Source organism: Streptomyces sp. NPDC001231, assembly GCF_042896885.1.
Taxonomy (GTDB): Bacteria; Actinomycetota; Actinomycetes; order Streptomycetales; family Streptomycetaceae; genus Streptomyces.
Window position 1 is genome coordinate 175,501 of sequence record NZ_JBIAXS010000007.1, and the last position, 14,823, is coordinate 190,323.

15 protein-coding genes and 1 pseudogene are annotated in these 14,823 nt (G+C 68.4%); 10 read left to right on the top strand and 6 right to left on the bottom strand.

The window, feature by feature from the left end:
• Positions 1-21: 21 nt before the first annotated feature.
• Positions 22-204: a ribbon-helix-helix protein, CopG family gene (locus ACFY3J_RS11255; protein WP_141360185.1), complete on the bottom strand. Its 183-nt coding sequence runs from the start codon at positions 202-204 to the stop codon at positions 22-24.
• A gap of 151 nt (positions 205-355) precedes the next feature.
• Between ACFY3J_RS11255 and ACFY3J_RS11260 the strand changes: the two genes are divergently transcribed.
• Together ACFY3J_RS11260 and ACFY3J_RS11265 are read left to right on the top strand one after the other, a co-directional pair.
• The gene (locus ACFY3J_RS11260) at positions 356-793 is read left to right on the top strand and encodes a MarR family winged helix-turn-helix transcriptional regulator (RefSeq protein ID WP_100568981.1); all 438 of its coding nucleotides are present in this window, start codon (positions 356-358) and stop codon (positions 791-793) included.
• 49 nt (positions 794-842) lie between these two features.
• The gene (locus ACFY3J_RS11265) at positions 843-2,204 is read left to right on the top strand and encodes an MFS transporter (RefSeq protein ID WP_384177701.1); all 1,362 of its coding nucleotides are present in this window, start codon (positions 843-845) and stop codon (positions 2,202-2,204) included.
• A gap of 30 nt (positions 2,205-2,234) precedes the next feature.
• Here the strand turns inward: ACFY3J_RS11265 and ACFY3J_RS11270 are convergent, their stop codons facing one another.
• On the bottom strand, positions 2,235-2,822 hold the full coding sequence (locus ACFY3J_RS11270) for a Uma2 family endonuclease (RefSeq protein ID WP_384177703.1): 588 nt from the start codon (positions 2,820-2,822) through the stop codon (positions 2,235-2,237).
• 104 nt (positions 2,823-2,926) lie between these two features.
• Between ACFY3J_RS11270 and thpR the strand changes: the two genes are divergently transcribed.
• Positions 2,927-3,499, top strand: a complete 573-nt coding sequence (gene thpR, locus ACFY3J_RS11275) for an RNA 2',3'-cyclic phosphodiesterase (RefSeq protein ID WP_384177705.1) — start codon at positions 2,927-2,929, stop codon at positions 3,497-3,499.
• A gap of 154 nt (positions 3,500-3,653) precedes the next feature.
• Here the strand turns inward: thpR and ACFY3J_RS11280 are convergent, their stop codons facing one another.
• Entirely contained in the window at positions 3,654-4,511 is an 858-nt protein-coding gene (locus ACFY3J_RS11280) for an aldo/keto reductase (RefSeq protein ID WP_384177707.1), read from the bottom strand.
• Between the two features lie 84 nt (positions 4,512-4,595).
• Between ACFY3J_RS11280 and ACFY3J_RS11285 the strand changes: the two genes are divergently transcribed.
• From ACFY3J_RS11285 to ACFY3J_RS11305, 5 genes are all read left to right on the top strand, one after another.
• Positions 4,596-6,245: a recombinase family protein gene (locus ACFY3J_RS11285; RefSeq protein WP_384177709.1), complete on the top strand. Its 1,650-nt coding sequence runs from the start codon at positions 4,596-4,598 to the stop codon at positions 6,243-6,245.
• A gap of 252 nt (positions 6,246-6,497) precedes the next feature.
• Positions 6,498-6,845, top strand: coding sequence for a hypothetical protein (locus tag ACFY3J_RS11290; protein ID WP_390840759.1), 348 nt, complete (start codon positions 6,498-6,500; stop codon positions 6,843-6,845).
• 540 nt (positions 6,846-7,385) lie between these two features.
• A complete protein-coding gene (locus ACFY3J_RS11295; RefSeq protein ID WP_319170534.1) occupies positions 7,386-7,937 on the top strand; it encodes an AAA family ATPase in 552 nt (183 codons plus the stop codon).
• A gap of 544 nt (positions 7,938-8,481) precedes the next feature.
• Positions 8,482-9,090 carry a recombinase family protein gene (locus ACFY3J_RS11300; RefSeq protein WP_390840760.1) on the top strand — a complete coding sequence of 203 codons (609 nt, stop codon included), beginning with the start codon at positions 8,482-8,484 and terminating at the stop codon, positions 9,088-9,090.
• A gap of 56 nt (positions 9,091-9,146) precedes the next feature.
• A complete protein-coding gene (locus ACFY3J_RS11305; protein WP_390840761.1) occupies positions 9,147-10,136 on the top strand; it encodes an aldo/keto reductase in 990 nt (329 codons plus the stop codon).
• 145 nt (positions 10,137-10,281) lie between these two features.
• Here the strand turns inward: ACFY3J_RS11305 and ACFY3J_RS11310 are convergent.
• The 3 genes and pseudogenes from ACFY3J_RS11310 to ACFY3J_RS11320 all read right to left on the bottom strand — a co-directional run.
• Positions 10,282-10,434, bottom strand: a pseudogene (locus ACFY3J_RS11310) (aldo/keto reductase); the annotation flags it as partial.
• Between the two features lie 73 nt (positions 10,435-10,507).
• A complete protein-coding gene (locus ACFY3J_RS11315) occupies positions 10,508-11,095 on the bottom strand; it encodes a Uma2 family endonuclease (protein ID WP_384177717.1) in 588 nt (195 codons plus the stop codon).
• A 116-nt stretch (positions 11,096-11,211) separates the two neighbouring features.
• Positions 11,212-11,886, bottom strand: a complete 675-nt coding sequence (locus tag ACFY3J_RS11320; protein WP_390840762.1) for a GDSL-type esterase/lipase family protein — start codon at positions 11,884-11,886, stop codon at positions 11,212-11,214.
• Positions 11,887-11,974: 88 nt separating this feature from the next.
• Between ACFY3J_RS11320 and ACFY3J_RS11325 the strand changes: the two genes are divergently transcribed.
• Both ACFY3J_RS11325 and ACFY3J_RS11330 read left to right on the top strand, forming a co-directional pair.
• Positions 11,975-12,955 carry a WD40 repeat domain-containing protein gene (locus ACFY3J_RS11325; protein WP_384177721.1) on the top strand — a complete coding sequence of 327 codons (981 nt, stop codon included), beginning with the start codon at positions 11,975-11,977 and terminating at the stop codon, positions 12,953-12,955.
• Between the two features lie 97 nt (positions 12,956-13,052).
• The gene (locus tag ACFY3J_RS11330) at positions 13,053-14,579 is read left to right on the top strand and encodes a cellulase family glycosylhydrolase (protein WP_384177722.1); all 1,527 of its coding nucleotides are present in this window, start codon (positions 13,053-13,055) and stop codon (positions 14,577-14,579) included.
• Positions 14,580-14,823 lie beyond the last annotated feature (244 nt).

The window sequence follows — 14,823 nt, forward strand, 5'->3', positions numbered from 1 at the left end:
TCCGACCCGGTTCGGCGCGGGTCATGTGACCCCGTAGAACCTCTCCGTCTCCTCGACGGCGGCCTGGAACCGCTCGTCGAAGTCATCCCGAATGAGCGTCCGGACGACATAGTCCTGGACGCTCATTCCTCTTTTCGCGGCATGGCACCTGAGCCGTTCGAGCAGCTCGTGGTCCATGCGCAGGCTGAGCACACTGGTCCCCATGGACACGAGGGTCGCGGGACCCCCGCCCGAGGCGTCATGTTCCGTGCGTGGATCACCCGAAAGAGTGATGTGATCTTCAGTGGCGGGAGTCACGGGCGTAGGGCGTGTTCGCGGTGGTATTTAGCGAGAGTAATGAGTTACGCTAAAGAACATGCCGGACCTCACCCATGGCGACGACGCTGCCGCCGTGAACTCCCTGCGCTCCGCCGTGATGCGGTTGTCCCGTCGGCTCAAGCACCAGCGCGTCGACGAGTCGCTGAGCCCCACCGAGATGTCGGTGCTGGGCACCCTGTCCAACTGCGGGAGCGCCACACCGGGCGAACTCGCCCGCAAGGAGCACGTGCAGCCGCCGTCGATGACCCGCATCGTGGCGCTGCTGGAGGCCAAGGGGCTGGTCAGCCTGGAGCCGCACCCCGAGGACCGGCGTCAGAAGGTGGTCACGAGGACCGCCCAGGCCGAAACCATGCTGGAGGAGAGCCGCCGCAAGCGGAACGCCTTCCTGGCCGGTCTGGTCGAGGGTCTGGACGAGGACGAGTGGGCCAAACTGAGCGCCGCCGCCCCCGTACTGGAGAAGCTCGCACACCTGTAAAACACGTACCACTCGGCGAGTGAGCAGCCGGGCAAGGAGGCGAACCCCTTTGAGTACGGGATCCGGAGCAGACTCCGCCCCCGCACCGACCACCCACGATTCCCGAACCGCCCCCGACACCCCCCGCAAGTCCTCGATGTTCAGCTCGCTGAGGGTCAGGAACTACCGCCTGTTCTTCCTGGGCCAGGTCGTCTCCAACACCGGCACCTGGATGCAGCGCATCGCGCAGGACTGGCTGGTCCTGAGCCTCACCGGCTCCTCGGCCGCCGTCGGCATCACCACGGCGCTCCAGTTCCTGCCGATGCTGCTCTTCGGCCTCTACGGCGGCGTCCTCGTCGACCGCCTGCCCAAGCGGCCCACGCTGCTCGTCACCCAGTCGGCCATGGCCGTCACCGGCCTCGCGCTCGCCGTGCTCACCCTCACCGGCCAGGTCCAGGTGTGGCACGTCTACCTCGCCGCGTTCGCGGTGGGCCTCGCCACGGTCGTCGACAACCCGGCCCGCCAGTCCTTCGTCTCGGAGATGGTCGGCCCGCAGCAGCTCCAGAACGCGGTCAGCCTGAACTCCGCGAACTTCCAGTCCGCCCGTCTGATCGGCCCCGCCGTCGCGGGCTTGATGATCACCGGCGTGGGCACCGGCTGGGCGTTCCTCGCCAACGGACTGTCTTTCGTCGCCCCCATCGTCGGCCTGCTGCTGATGCGCACCCGTGAACTGCACGTCGTCGAGCGCGCGCCGCGCGGCAAGGGCCAGCTCCGCGAGGGCCTGCGCTACGTCGCCGGCCGCCCCGAGCTGATCTGGCCGATCGTCCTGGTCGGCTTCATCGGCACCTTCGGCTTCAACTTCCCGGTGTGGCTGTCGGCCTACGCCGAGCAGGTCTTCCACGCCGGAGCCGGCGCCTACAGCCTCTTCAACACCGTGATGGCGGTCGGCTCCCTGATCGGCGCCCTGCTCGCGGCCCGCCGCGGCACGGCCCGGCTGCGCGTGCTCATCGCGGCCGCCGCGGCCTTCGGCGCGCTGGAGATCGTCGCCGCGCTGGCCCCGTCTTACTGGCTGTTCGCGCTGCTGATGGCGCCCATCGGCATCTTCGGCCTGACGGTCAACGTCACGGCGAACACCGCGGTGCAGATGGGCACCGACCCGGCCATGCGCGGCCGGGTGATGGCCCTGTTCATGATGGTCTTCATGGGCGGTACGCCGCTGGGCGCGCCCCTCGTCGGCTGGATAACCGACGCCTACGGTGCCCGTGTCGGCTTCGCCGTGGGCGGTGTCGTCTCGCTCGCCGCGGCCGCCACCATCGGTCTGGTCCTGGCCCGCGTCGGCGGACTGCGCCTGTCGTTCGGCTGGAACCGCGGACACCCCCGCGTGGACCTGGTCCCCCGCGAGCACCGAAAGGAACTGGCCGCCGCGGTGTAGCCCGGGTGCGGCCGGTCCACCGGGCGCGGGTCAGTCGCGGGGGAACTCGTCGGTCTTGAGGACGAGGCCCACCGGAGTGTCGTTCAGGTCGATCTCGTCACCGAAGTCGAGGCTGAGGGCACCGCGGTACTCGCCGTCCTTGGGCAGGGTGTGCAGGTGCCATGTGCCGGTGTACGGGTCCACGATCAGGTACACCGGCACTCCGGCGGCCGCGAACGCGTCCTTCTTCGGGCCGTAGTCGTTCCTGGCCGTGCCCTGGGAGATCACCTCGGCGACCAGCTCCACGTCCCCGGGACGCCAATGACCCTTCTCGTCCTTCCGGGCACCCTCAGCGAGGGCGACGACGTCGGAGGCGAAGCCGTTGAGGTGTCCGGGGTAGTCGATGCGGACGTCGGACTTCACGCGCTTGCGCGGGTACTTGGTGCGCAGCTGTTCGTAGATGTCCGCGATGATCTCCCAGTGGGTGTCCCGCTGCGGCGTCACGAAGATGCCCCCCTCGACGATCTCGGTCTTGAAACCTTCGGGGATGTGCATCTGCTCCAGCCACTCGAACATGTCGTCGAGTGTGGGCCCGTCGCTGTGGTCGGCCATCTCGATCCTGTCTGCCAGAACAGTCACTGTGCCGCTCCTCCCCGCTGCTGCCTGGTCGCATGCAGCCGCGCGGTACAACGATACGCACGGTGACCAGGTCACGTCCGGGAGCGCGGCGGGACACTGGGCCCATGAGACTGTTCGCCGCCGTACTGCCCCCGCGGGACGTGCTCAACGTGCTCGCGGACGAGATCGCCGGGTTGCGGAAGCTGCCGGGCGCGGACCGGCTGCGCTGGACGCAGCGGCCCGCCTGGCACTTCACGCTCGCCTTCTACGGTGAGGTCGGCGAGGAGGTCGTACCCGAGCTGTCGGCCCGCCTGGAGAAGGCCGCGCGCCGCACCGGGGCCTTCTCGCTCGCGCTGAGCGGGGGAGGGCAGTTCGGGCGCGGCAAGGCGCTGTGGACGGGGGCGGAGGGCGACCTCGCGACCCTGCGGCTGCTGGCCGAGCGCGCGGACGCGGCGGCGCGGAGGGCGGGCGTGCCGATGAGGGAGCACCGCCCCTACCAGGCCCACCTGACGGTGGCGCGCAGCCGGGACGGCCTGGACGTGCGGCCGTACGTCCAGGCGTTGCGGGACTTCGCGAGCGGTGCGTGGACCGTGGAGGAGCTGGTCCTCGTGCGCAGCCTGCTGCCGAGGTCCGGGGTGCAGGGGGAGCAGCCCCGCTACGAGCCGGTCGGCCGCTGGCCACTGCGGGCGGCCGGTTAGTCTCGAGTACGTGGACCCGAAAACCCGGAACCGGATCATGGCCGGTGCGCTCGTGCTGATGTTCGCCGTCGTCGCCCTGGCGTCCGCGCTCGGCAGGTGACGCGGAGCGCGGACGCCAGGGCCGGTACGGCCGCTCGGGCGGGGCGGGAGGTGCCTACCAGGCGAAGGCCTCCGGCGACGGACCCGGTCCCGGGAAGATCTCGTCGAGTCCGGCCAGCAGTTCCTCGCTCAGCTCCAGCTCGACCGCCCGCAGCGCCGACGCGAGTTGCTCGGCGGTGCGCGGACCGACGATCGGGCCGGTCACTCCGGGCCGGGTGAGCAGCCAGGCCAGCGCGACCTCGCCGGGCTCGAGACCGTGCTTGTCGAGCAGGTCCTCGTACGCCTGGATCCGGTCGCGCACGGCGGTGTCGGCGAGCGCGTCGGCGGACCGGCCGGAGGCGCGCCGGCCGCCCTCGACCTGCTTCTTGATCACACCGCCGAGCAGCCCGCCGTGCAGCGGCGACCAGGGGATGACCCCGAGGCCGTAGTCCCGCGCGGCCGGGATCACCTCCATCTCGGCGCGCCGCTCGGCGAGGTTGTACAGGCACTGCTCGCTGACCAGCCCGATGGTGCCGGAGCGCCGCGCGGCGATCTCGTTGGCCTGGGCGATCTTGTAGCCGGGGAAGTTGGAGGAACCGACGTAGAGGATCTTGCCCTGCTGGATCAGTACGTCGACGGCCTGCCAGATCTCCTCGAACGGGGTGTCCCGGTCGATGTGGTGGAACTGGTAGACGTCGATGTGGTCGGTCTGCAGCCGCTTGAGGCTGGCGTCGACGGCCCGCCGGATGTTCAGGGCGGAGAGCTTGTCGTGGTTGGGCCAGACGGTGGAGTTGTCCGGGGACATGTTCCCGTAGACCTTGGTGGCCAGGACGACCTTGTCGCGCCGGTCCCCGCCCTTGGCGAACCAGTTGCCGATGATCGACTCGGTGCGGCCCTTGTTCTCGCCCCAGCCGTAGACGTTGGCCGTGTTCAAAGATCAATTTTGACGCCATGATCCGAACCGCATACCGTCACCCCTTGTGCGCGATGCGTGACACAGGGGAGAGGGAGAACGAGCATGGCGAGAGTTCTGGGTGTGATCCGTCTGTCGAGGGTGTCGGACGAGACCACATCGCCGGAGCGTCAGCGTCGGTCCATCCAGCGATGGGCCGATCAGGAGGGGCACGTCGTCGTGGGGTGGGTCGAGGACATCGACGTGTCCGGCGGGGTAGAGCCGTGGAAGCGTCCGGAGTTCGGCAAGTGGCTTCCCTCGACCATCGGGAAGGAGGTCAGCGCGATCGAGCACCGGATCGCGGTGGAGGAGTCGCGCGCCGACGAGTACGACATCATCTGCGCGCTGAAGATCGACCGTCTCTCGCGACGCGTGCTCCACGTGCACGCCCTCCTGGAGTGGTGCGAGAAGAACGGCAAGGAGGTCGCCACCGTCGAGGACGGGATCAACCTCAACACGCAGATGGGGAAGCTCCTCCTCAGCCTGATCGCGTCCTTCGCGGAAGGGGAGCTCGAAGCCATCAAGGCGCGGGCCAAGTCCTCGTACAACCACCTGGTGAAGGAGGGGCGCTGGCGCGGCGGCCGCACTCCGTACGGTTACCGGGAGGAGAAACAGGAGACCGGCGACGGATGGAAGCTCGTCCCGGACGACTACGGGACCGACACGGCCGGGACGCTCCGTGAGATCGTCCGCCGTCTCATCGCGGGCGAGTCGGCGAACAGCATCGCGCAGTGGCTCAACGAGGACGTGTCGAAGACCCCGACGTCACTCGACGCCCAGATGATCCGTAACGGCAAGACCCCGAAGGGAAGCCGCTGGACCGCCGCGAACACGGCCAAGGTCGTACGTTCCCGCTGCATCCTGGGGCAGATGGAGGTGTCCGAGGAGGTGATGGTCGACAGGGAGAAGACGACACGACGCCGGGTCGTCCGGGACGCGGACGGCCAGCCCCTCCAGCGCGCGGAGCCTCTGATCACGCACGAGGAGTGGGAGCTGGCCAACAAGAAGCTGGACGAGAACACCAGCAAGCGCAACGGCAACCGCAAGGGTGGGTCGCCCTTGCTCCAGGTCGCGTTCTGCACATGTGGAGAGCCGGCGTATCTCGCCCCTGGCCGTAACTGGCCCTACTACCGCTGCGCCTCCCGTACCACGCACAAGCCGTGTCCGACCGGAAGCAAGGGCATCGCGGCGCACACGCTGGAGGACGCCGTGGGGAAAGCGTTCCTCCTCGCTGCCGGGGACGTCGAGATCGTCCGGAAGGTCTTCCGGCCGGGCGTGGACTACACGCGCGACATCGAGGAAGTGAACCGCGCCCTCTCGGACCTGAGGGAGGACCGCGAGGCGGGCCTCTACTCCAGTGAGCTGGGCAAGCAGGAGTACCGGGAGGCGTACAAGCGGTTGGACGCGCGACGTGAACAGCTCATCGCGCAGCCCACGCGCCCGGACACCTGGGAGGAGATCCCGACAGGAGAGACCTACCGGGAACGGTGGAGCACATTGTCGACCCAGCACGAAAAGGGCAGGGAGCTACGCGCCGCAGGGGTCAAGGCCGTCATCCATGCCGAGCCGATTCCCGGGATGACCGCCGCGCAGCTCATGGCTCCCGATGGCCATGACGGGATGTGGCAACACCCAGTCGGGAGGGTTCAGGTTCTGATCCCCATGGACTTCAAGCAGCGTCTGCGCAACATGGCGGCGGTCCACAGCGAAGGCTGACCGACAACTGCATGCGACGAGGAGGGCCCTGTGGTCGGGGCCCTCCTGCGCGTTTGTAGGATGCCCGGCAGGTCGCCGCCGTCGCTCCCGACCGCAAGAGACCGAGTCCAGGCCCGATGCCCTGGGCGCCCAACCTGTGAAGTGCCGTGCCTCCCGCACGGCACCCCCGCGAAGAAGGGAGACACATGTCCCGCCGTCCGGCGGGGTCGCCGGCGCACCCTCGTGCGCCTCACAGGAAGGAGCCGCGAACCAGTGGCCATCAGCTTCGGTCATGACCGCCCGTGGGGCGGAGTCTCCCAGCGCGAATACCAGCGCAAGGCGCAGGACCCTCTACACCCGCTGGCCTACCGTGTCCACTTCGCCGCCATCGGATGGGCCGACCGTCACGGGCACGCAGTCTTCGCCCCTGGGAAGCTGGCCACCCTCCTCGGCAAGGACGGCAAACCCCTGTCTGACCAGAGCACGAACAACGCGATCGCACGCGCCAAGAGGCTCGACCTTGTATCGCCCCGGTCGGGAGCCGCTTGCCTTGTTCTTGGTTCTCACCTCTTCCAGAAGGGGAAGGGCGCTCCGGTGCCGTGCCGCCATCAAGACCGGTGAACAACACACCGTACGTGTAGCCAGCACACGCCAGGCGTGTACCGGCATTGCCAGTGGCCTGCGGAAACGTTCACTTCCTCTCTCTTCTTCTTGTCCTCACTTGCGGCCCCGAAGGGGGCCGACAGAAGCCTCGTTCGATCTACGGCAAGCGCAGTAGGGGCGCGGTAGCGCCCCGAAGAGACGGGCATCGGCGAAGCGGTAGAGAGCATGGGCGGCCGAACGGCCGCCACAGTCTGAAGCCGCTACGACAGAGCGGCCCCGCCGGGGCCGACAGGAGCAAGACCAAGGGAGGCGCTGCCGCGCCCCCACAGGCAGGGCCGTCAGGCTCCGTTCCTTGCTCTCCCCCGCCGTCGCCAAGGAGGCAGCGCAAGTGGCTTCGACACCGTGAACCGGTCCCGCTTGACGGTGGGATTCGGCACCGCTCAGCGATCTTTCGGGCATGTTCCGCCGATGGAATTTACCCCCAGCCATCCGAGCGGGATGCTGATCCAACACACCGGGGTCCGACGCGCGGGCATGGCAACGGGGGAGAAGACCGCTTTGATCGTTTGGGTGAACGGTGCGTTCGGCAGCGGGAAGAGCACGCTGGTGGACGAGTTGCGTCCGCGCTGGCCGGAGGCGCTGGTCTACGACCCGGAGATGATCGGCTTTGTGCTGCGGGAGATCGTGGAGGTGCCGACCGGCGACTTCCAGGATCTTCGGTTGTGGCGACGGCAGGTGGCCGACCTGGCGGTGGGGCTGGTTGAGGAGTACCACCGTCCGATCCTTGTCCCCATGACTTTGGTCAACTCCGGGTATGCCGATGAGATCTTCAACGCTCTGGAGGATGCGGGCATCGGTGTTCACCACTTCTTCCTCAAGGTCCCCCGAGAGGTCCTGGAGAAGCGGATCGAGGGCCGGAGCTTCACTCCAGACAACCCCGAGCAGGATGAACGGGTACGGCGCTGGTGCAAGGACAGGATCGAGTCGTGCATGGCCGCAGTCGACGCCCTGCCCAGCGACACGGTTTTTCTGGACGGCGAGTTGACTCCGCAGGAGCTTGCCGACCAGGTGCTGGTCCGGGTCCGGTCCGGTGGGACGCGCGGTGCATGATCGCGGTGGTGGTCTGTGGTCAGCCACGTACTGCCTGGAGGAGGGGCCGACCTGAAGGACCCTGAAACCGTGGCAGGATTTGAGCCGGTAAGACCCGGCGGTCGGCAAGCGCCCGCCAAGGGGTCATACCCCACCCCTCTCCGCTGTTGGCCTCTCGCCTTGTCTCGGCCCTCCTCTTCACTGTCGATCCGGCAAGCGTGAGCCCCTGCCTTCGCTCCGCCGTCGACAGGCTGGCCCTGCATCCCATGGAAGGCGAACGGCTGTGCACCCGCGTGAGCGGTCGACAGGCTGTGCCCTTGGTAGTCGGCGAGAGCGAAGCGACAGACCGGCAGACAAGCCCACAGCCCCTTGCCGTGGCGACCGGGGCGCAGCACTGTCCGACACCGGGCAGAGGTGCGACACCCGACCGTGGCGCCGTGTGACCAGTAACGGCCGTCTCGAAAACCAAGGTTTGTGAGACGGGATGGCAAGCGTCCCTGAAGGGGGTGTGTAGCGCTGTTCAAAACCCGTCTCGAAACTCCAGTCTCAGGCTTGACGTATTGAGATGAGTTCTGAGACAGTCCCGGCCGTGACGACGAACACGATCATCGGTCAGCTCATCGGTTACGCCCGCGTCTCCACCGATGACCAGGAAGCGCAGTTGCAGCGCGACGCGCTGACGGCCGCAGGCTGCGCCCGGATCTTCGAGGACAGAGCATCGGGCAAGAACACCGACCGGCCGGAGCTGCGGTCAGCACTCGACTACGCCCGCGCCGGCGACACTCTGTGCGTGTGGAAGCTCGACCGCTTCGCCCGGTCGCTCATCGACCTTGTGACCATGGTCGACACGCTTCGGGAGCGTGGTATCGGGTTCAAGGTGCTCACGGGTGCACTGGCCAACATCGACCCCAGCACGGCCGATGGCCGTCTCATGTTCCAGGTGGTAGGAGCCATGGCGGAGTTCGAGCGCAGCCTCGTCATGGAGCGCACCCGCGCCGGACTCGACGCAGCCAAGGCGCAGGGGCGTACCGGCGGACGGCCGTCCGTCGTGAACGAGGACGTGCTGACCGTGGCCCGCGCGAGGAAGGCGAAGGGAGAGAGCGTCAGTGCCATCGCCAAGGCTCTGGGCGTCTCCCGGGCCACGCTGTACCGGCACCTCGGAGACGACTCCTGACGGCGGAACCTGATGCCCTTGCCTGGAGCGGACTCGAAGCAGTTGGCTTGTGGCCCATGAAGTACACCCAGCTCGGACGCACCGGACTCAAGGTCAGCCGACTCGTTCTCGGCACGATGAACTTCGGTCCGCAGGCAGACGAATCAACCAGCCACGGCATCATGGACGCCGCTCTCGACGCGGGTCTGAACTTTCTGGATACGGCCAACGTCTATGGGTGGGGTGAGAACAAGGGCCGCACCGAGGAGATCATCGGAACTTGGTTCGCCCAGGGTGGCGGGCGGCGCGACAAGGTCGTCCTCGCCACCAAGGTGTACGGGAACATGGCGGGCGACGGGGACGTCTGGCCCAACCACGACAAGCTCTCCGCGGTGAACATCCGACGGGCCGTCGACGCCTCCCTCAAGCGGCTGCAGACCGACTACATCGACATCTACCAGTTCCATCACATCGACCGGTCGACGCCGTTCGAGGAGATCTGGCAGGCGATCGACGTCCTGGTCCAGCAGGGCAAGATCCTCTACGTCGGGTCGTCCAACTTCCCCGGCTACAAGATCGCCCAGGCCAACGAGACCGCCGCCCGCCGCGGCACCATGGGCCTGGTCAGCGAGCAGTGCCTCTACAACCTCGCCGAGCGGCGCGCCGAGATGGAGGTCATCCCGGCCGCGCAGGACTACGGCCTCGGTGTCATCCCCTGGTCTCCGCTGCACGGAGGACTGCTCGGCGGCGTCCTCAAGAAGGAGGCCACACAGGGGCGCCGGGCGAGCGGCCGCGCTGCCGACGCGCTCAAGGACACCAAGACACGCGAGCAGATCCAGGCGTACGAGAACCTCCTCGACAAGCACGGCCTGGAGCCCGGTGAGGCGGCACTGGCCTGGCTGCTGACCCGCCCCGGCGTCACCGGCCCGATCGTCGGCCCTCGCACGCAGGAGCAGCTGGACTCGGCGCTGCGTGCCCTACAGCTGGAGCTGAGCGAGGAACTGCTGGCGTCTCTGGACGAGATCTTCCCCGGTCCCGGACCGTCTCCCGAAGCCTTCGCATGGTGAGGTAGCGGGTCTGTGTCGGAGCCGTCGCCTTCTGCTTGCGTTCGAGGCGAGTGGGAGGCGGCGGCTTCGTCGTTTCCACTCGGGGTCCGCAGGAGCGGTGAGCGTCAGCGATGCGCTGCTGCGGAACCTGGCGTCAAAATTGCCGGTTGGCGGTTTCGAAGAAGTTGATCCCCGCGTCCAGCGCCGCGTCCATGATCGCGTGGCTGTCCGCCTCGTCGGTCTGCGGACCGAAGTTCATCGTGCCGAGCACCAGTCGGCTGACCTTGAGTCCTGTGCGTCCGAGCTGTGTGTACCTCATGGTCCACAAGCCAACGTCTTGGAGTGCGCTCGACGCAAGGGGGGTTGTGGACGAGGGTGCCGGCGGTCGGTGGTCAGTCGCGGGGGAACTCGCCGGTCCTGAGGACGAGGCCGACCGGAGCGTCGGTGAGGTCCAGGTCCTCGCCGAAGGGGAGCTTGGTCTCGGTCGTGTAGTCGCCGTTCATGGGGTGGGTGTACACGCGGCATTCGCCTTCGTACGGATCGGCGATGAGGTAGACGGGAACTTCGGCGAGCGCGTAGGTGAGCTTCTTGGGGCCGTAGTCATTGGCGGCCGTGTTCTCGGAGATGACCTCGGCCACGAACTCGATGTCCCGGTAGTGCCAGCGGCCCTTGGCGTCCGGCGCCGAGCGGTCGGCCATCGCCGCGACATCACAGGCGAATCCGTTCAGGCGCCCGGGAAAATCGATCCGTACGTCCGAGGCCAGCCGCTTGGCCGGGTACTTGGCGCTCACCTGTCGGGCGATGTCGAAGATGATCTGCCAGTGGGTGTGACGGTGCGGTGACATGAAGATGTTCCCCCCGACGATCTCGACCTTCGTTCCCTCGGGGACGGGCATCTTCTCGAGCCACTCGAACATCATGTCCAGAGTCAGCTCGTCGCTCTCCTCGGCCATCGTGATCCTGTCTTCCAGGACGGTCATCGTGGCGCTCCTCCCCGGCTGCCCCGTGGACGAGCACAGCCGCGCAGTACAACGATACGCACAGTGACAGGGGCACGGGCGGCCGCGCATATGCCAAGAGGAGAAGCCGACGCGGCTCACCCTCCGTACTCCCCACCCCACCCCCACTCCTGGTGCAGCGCCCCTGCGAACGCCGCCGCGATCTTGTGTTCGCCGCTCTCGTTCGGGTGGGTGCCGTCGTAGGTGTCCGTGTGGATGTCGTACGTCGGCGGCGGCGGCGCCAGGAGCAGCGGGGAGCCGGGTTCGTCCAGGGCGGCCACCTTCTCGGCCAGCAGCTCGTTGAAGCGGTCCACGTCCGCGGCGAAGAGCGGGTCGGCCTCGGCGCGGATGTTCGTGATCACCGGGAGCAGGACCGCGCGGACACGCGCGTTGGCGGCCCGCGCCTGTGCCACGAAGGCCTCCACGTGCACCGCCGTCTGCTCGGCGTTCGTGTAGAAGCCCAGGTCGATCAGGCCGAGCGAGACCAGCAGCACATCCGCGCCGCACTCGCGTACCGCGTCGCCGACGAGCGGGACCATGTGCCCCCAGCCCTCGCCCCAGCCGGCCAGATGGGCGCGGGGGAAGTCCGGATCGGCGTAGGCGAGGGAGACCGGCGCGTCCGCCGACTTGTCGTAGAGCGTCTCGCGCGGGCCGACGAGGGTGAACGGGCCGCCGTACGTCGCGCACAGGTGCTGCCACAGACGGTGACGCCAGGTGTGGTCGCCCGCGCTGCCGATCGTCATGGAGTCGCCGACGGGCATGAACCTGAGCATCCGCTCATCATGGACGATGGGCGTCCGCGGTGCGATGTGAGGCCCACCACGCAGTGTGAACATCCGTGCGGGATGGCAGGCTTGGGGGATGCGCCGACCGTTCGCCCTGCTCGCCGGGGCCCTTCTCGCGGGTGCGCTCGCCGCGCCCGCCGCCCGCGCCGCCGACGGCGACGACGGGTTCACGATCAAGGACCCGCGGATCAAGGAGTCCAGCGGTCTCGCGGCCTCGCACCTGCATCCGGGCGTCTACTGGACCCACAACGACAGCGGCTACGGCCCGCAGATCTACGCCGTGGACAGCAGGACCGGCGAGACCGTCGCCACCGTCACCCTCAGTGGCATCGGCAAGCCCCGCGACGTGGAGGCCATCTCCATCGGGCCCGGCAACCAGATCTACGTCGGCGACATCGGCGACAACCTCGACGGCTCCTGGCCGTACGTGTGGATCTACCGGCTGCCCGAGCCGAAGGAGCTGAGGGACCAGACGATCCGGGCCACGCAGTACGTCGTGAAGTACGCGGACGGGCCGCGCAACGCCGAGTCGATGGTCGTGCACCCGAAGACGGGGCGCGTCTACGTCATCGACAAGAAGGAGGACGGCGGTCACCTCTACGAGGGCCCGGCCGAACTGTCCCCCTCGGGTACGAACGTCTTCAAGCCGATCGCCCCGGTCGACCTGTGGGCCACCGACGCCGCCCTCTCCCCGGACGGCACGCACCTCGCCGTGCGCGGCTACTTCGGCGGCATCCACTACGACTGGAACGGCGGCAGGATCAAGCGCGCGGGCCGGCTCGACGTGCCGCTTCAGGCACAGGGGGAGTCCGTCACCTACAGCGTGGACGGCACCAAACTGCTGTACGGCAGCGAGGGATCCGACAGCCCGGTGCAGGCGCGCGACGCGCCGGATGCCGACGGGTCCGCCAAGTCGCCGTCCCGGCAGGGCGGTTCGAACTCCGCCGAGGCAGGTCCGGACGGGGGCGGCCGCTTCGGCGCGGGCACCGTCGCCGCGGTGGCTGTCGTGGTGGCCGCGGTGTGGGGGTTGGGGCGTTTGTTGCGTCGACGCTCTTGACGGGCGGTCGCCACCTGACTTCCACTGGGAGGCGCGGGTGTGTGGGAGCGCTCCCACTCGTTCCGGTCCCGCGGTCCCCTCGGGAGGAAGCAGCACCATGTTCCGCACTTTGCGAAGAGCGCTCTGCGCTGCCGCGGCGGCGCTCCTGTTACCGCTGGGCCTGGGACTCGGCCTGCCGGCCACCGCGCACGCGGCCCCCGCCGCGGGCGGCGCCGGCTACTGGCACACCAGCGGACGCCAGATCCTGGACGCGTCCGGACAGTCCGTCCGGATCGCCGGCATCAACTGGTTCGGCTTCGAGACCAGCAACCAGGTCGTCCACGGTCTGTGGTCCCGCGACTACAAGAGCATGATCGACCAGATGAAGTCGCTGGGTTACAACACCATCCGGCTGCCCTACAGCGACGACATCCTCAAGTCCGGCGCGATGCCCTCGAGCATCGACTTCTCCGCCGGCAAGAACGCCGACCTGCAAGGGCTGACCTCCCTCCAGGTCATCGACAAGATCGTCGCGTACGCCGGCCAGGACGGGCTGAAGGTCATCCTCGACCGCCACCGGCCGGACTCGGGCGGCCAGTCGGCCCTCTGGTACACCGCCTCCGTCCCCGAGTCGACGTGGATCGCCAACCTCAAGTCGCTGGCGACCCGTTACAAGGGCAACGCCACGGTCATCGGCATCGACCTGCACAACGAGCCCCACGACCCGGCCTGCTGGGGCTGCGGGGACCAGGCGACCGATTGGCGGCTGGCCGCCGAGCGGGCCGGCAACGCGGTCCTCGCCGCCAACCCCGACCTGCTGATCTTCGTCGAGGGCATCCAGACCTTCAACGGCGTCTCCGGCTGGTGGGGCGGCAACCTGATGGGCGTCGGCCAGTACCCGGTGCGCCTCGACGTGGCCAACCGGGTCGTGTACTCCGCCCACGACTACGCCACCAGCGTCGCCCAGCAGAGCTGGTTCAGCGACCCGTCCTTCCCCAACAACATGCCGGACATCTGGGACAAGTACTGGGGCTACATCTTCAAGCAGAACATCGCCCCCGTCTGGGTCGGCGAGTTCGGCACCACGCTCCAGTCCACGGTGGACCAGAAGTGGCTGGCGGCGCTGGTGAGTTACCTGCGCCCGACCTCGACGTACGGAGGCGACTCCTTCCACTGGACCTTCTGGTCCTGGAACCCCAACTCCGGTGACACCGGCGGGATCCTGAAGGACGACTGGCAGACCGTGGACACGGTGAAGGACGGGTACCTGGCGACCGTCAAGGCACCGGGCTTCCCGAGCACCGGGGGCGGTGGCGACAACGGTGGCGGTGACGGCGGCGGCAAGGCCGCCTGCCGGGCCACCTACGTCGTCAGCAGCGACTGGGGCAGCGGCTTCAACGCCGATGTGACGGTGACCAACACGGGCCCCACCGCGATCAAGTCCTGGAAGGTGACCTGGACCTGGAGCGGGTCCCAGAAGGTCACCAACATGTGGAACGCGTCGTACACCCAGAGCGGGGCGACCGTGACGGCGGTCAACGCCGCCCACAACGGGGCGATCGCGGCCAATGGTTCGACCGCCTTCGGCTTCGGGGGCGCGCCCGGGGGCGGGGGTGTGCCGAGCGTGAGCTGCACGGCGTCCTGACGACCGCGAGGCGCCCGGTGGTCCACGCCGGGCGCCTCGCGGCTGCGGCACGTTGGCGGAACGGACGGCGTCCGGTCGTTCCGGCGCCCACGCGCGGATGGCGGAAACTGATCCACTCGGAGGAACGTCCTGGATGGCGAGGCCGAGTGGATGGGAAGCCAGGGTGGGTCGGGCACGGGCGGGTGGCGGTGCGGCAGCGGCGGTGAGGGCGGTGGTGCCCCCGTGGGTGCGGCGCCGGGCGGGG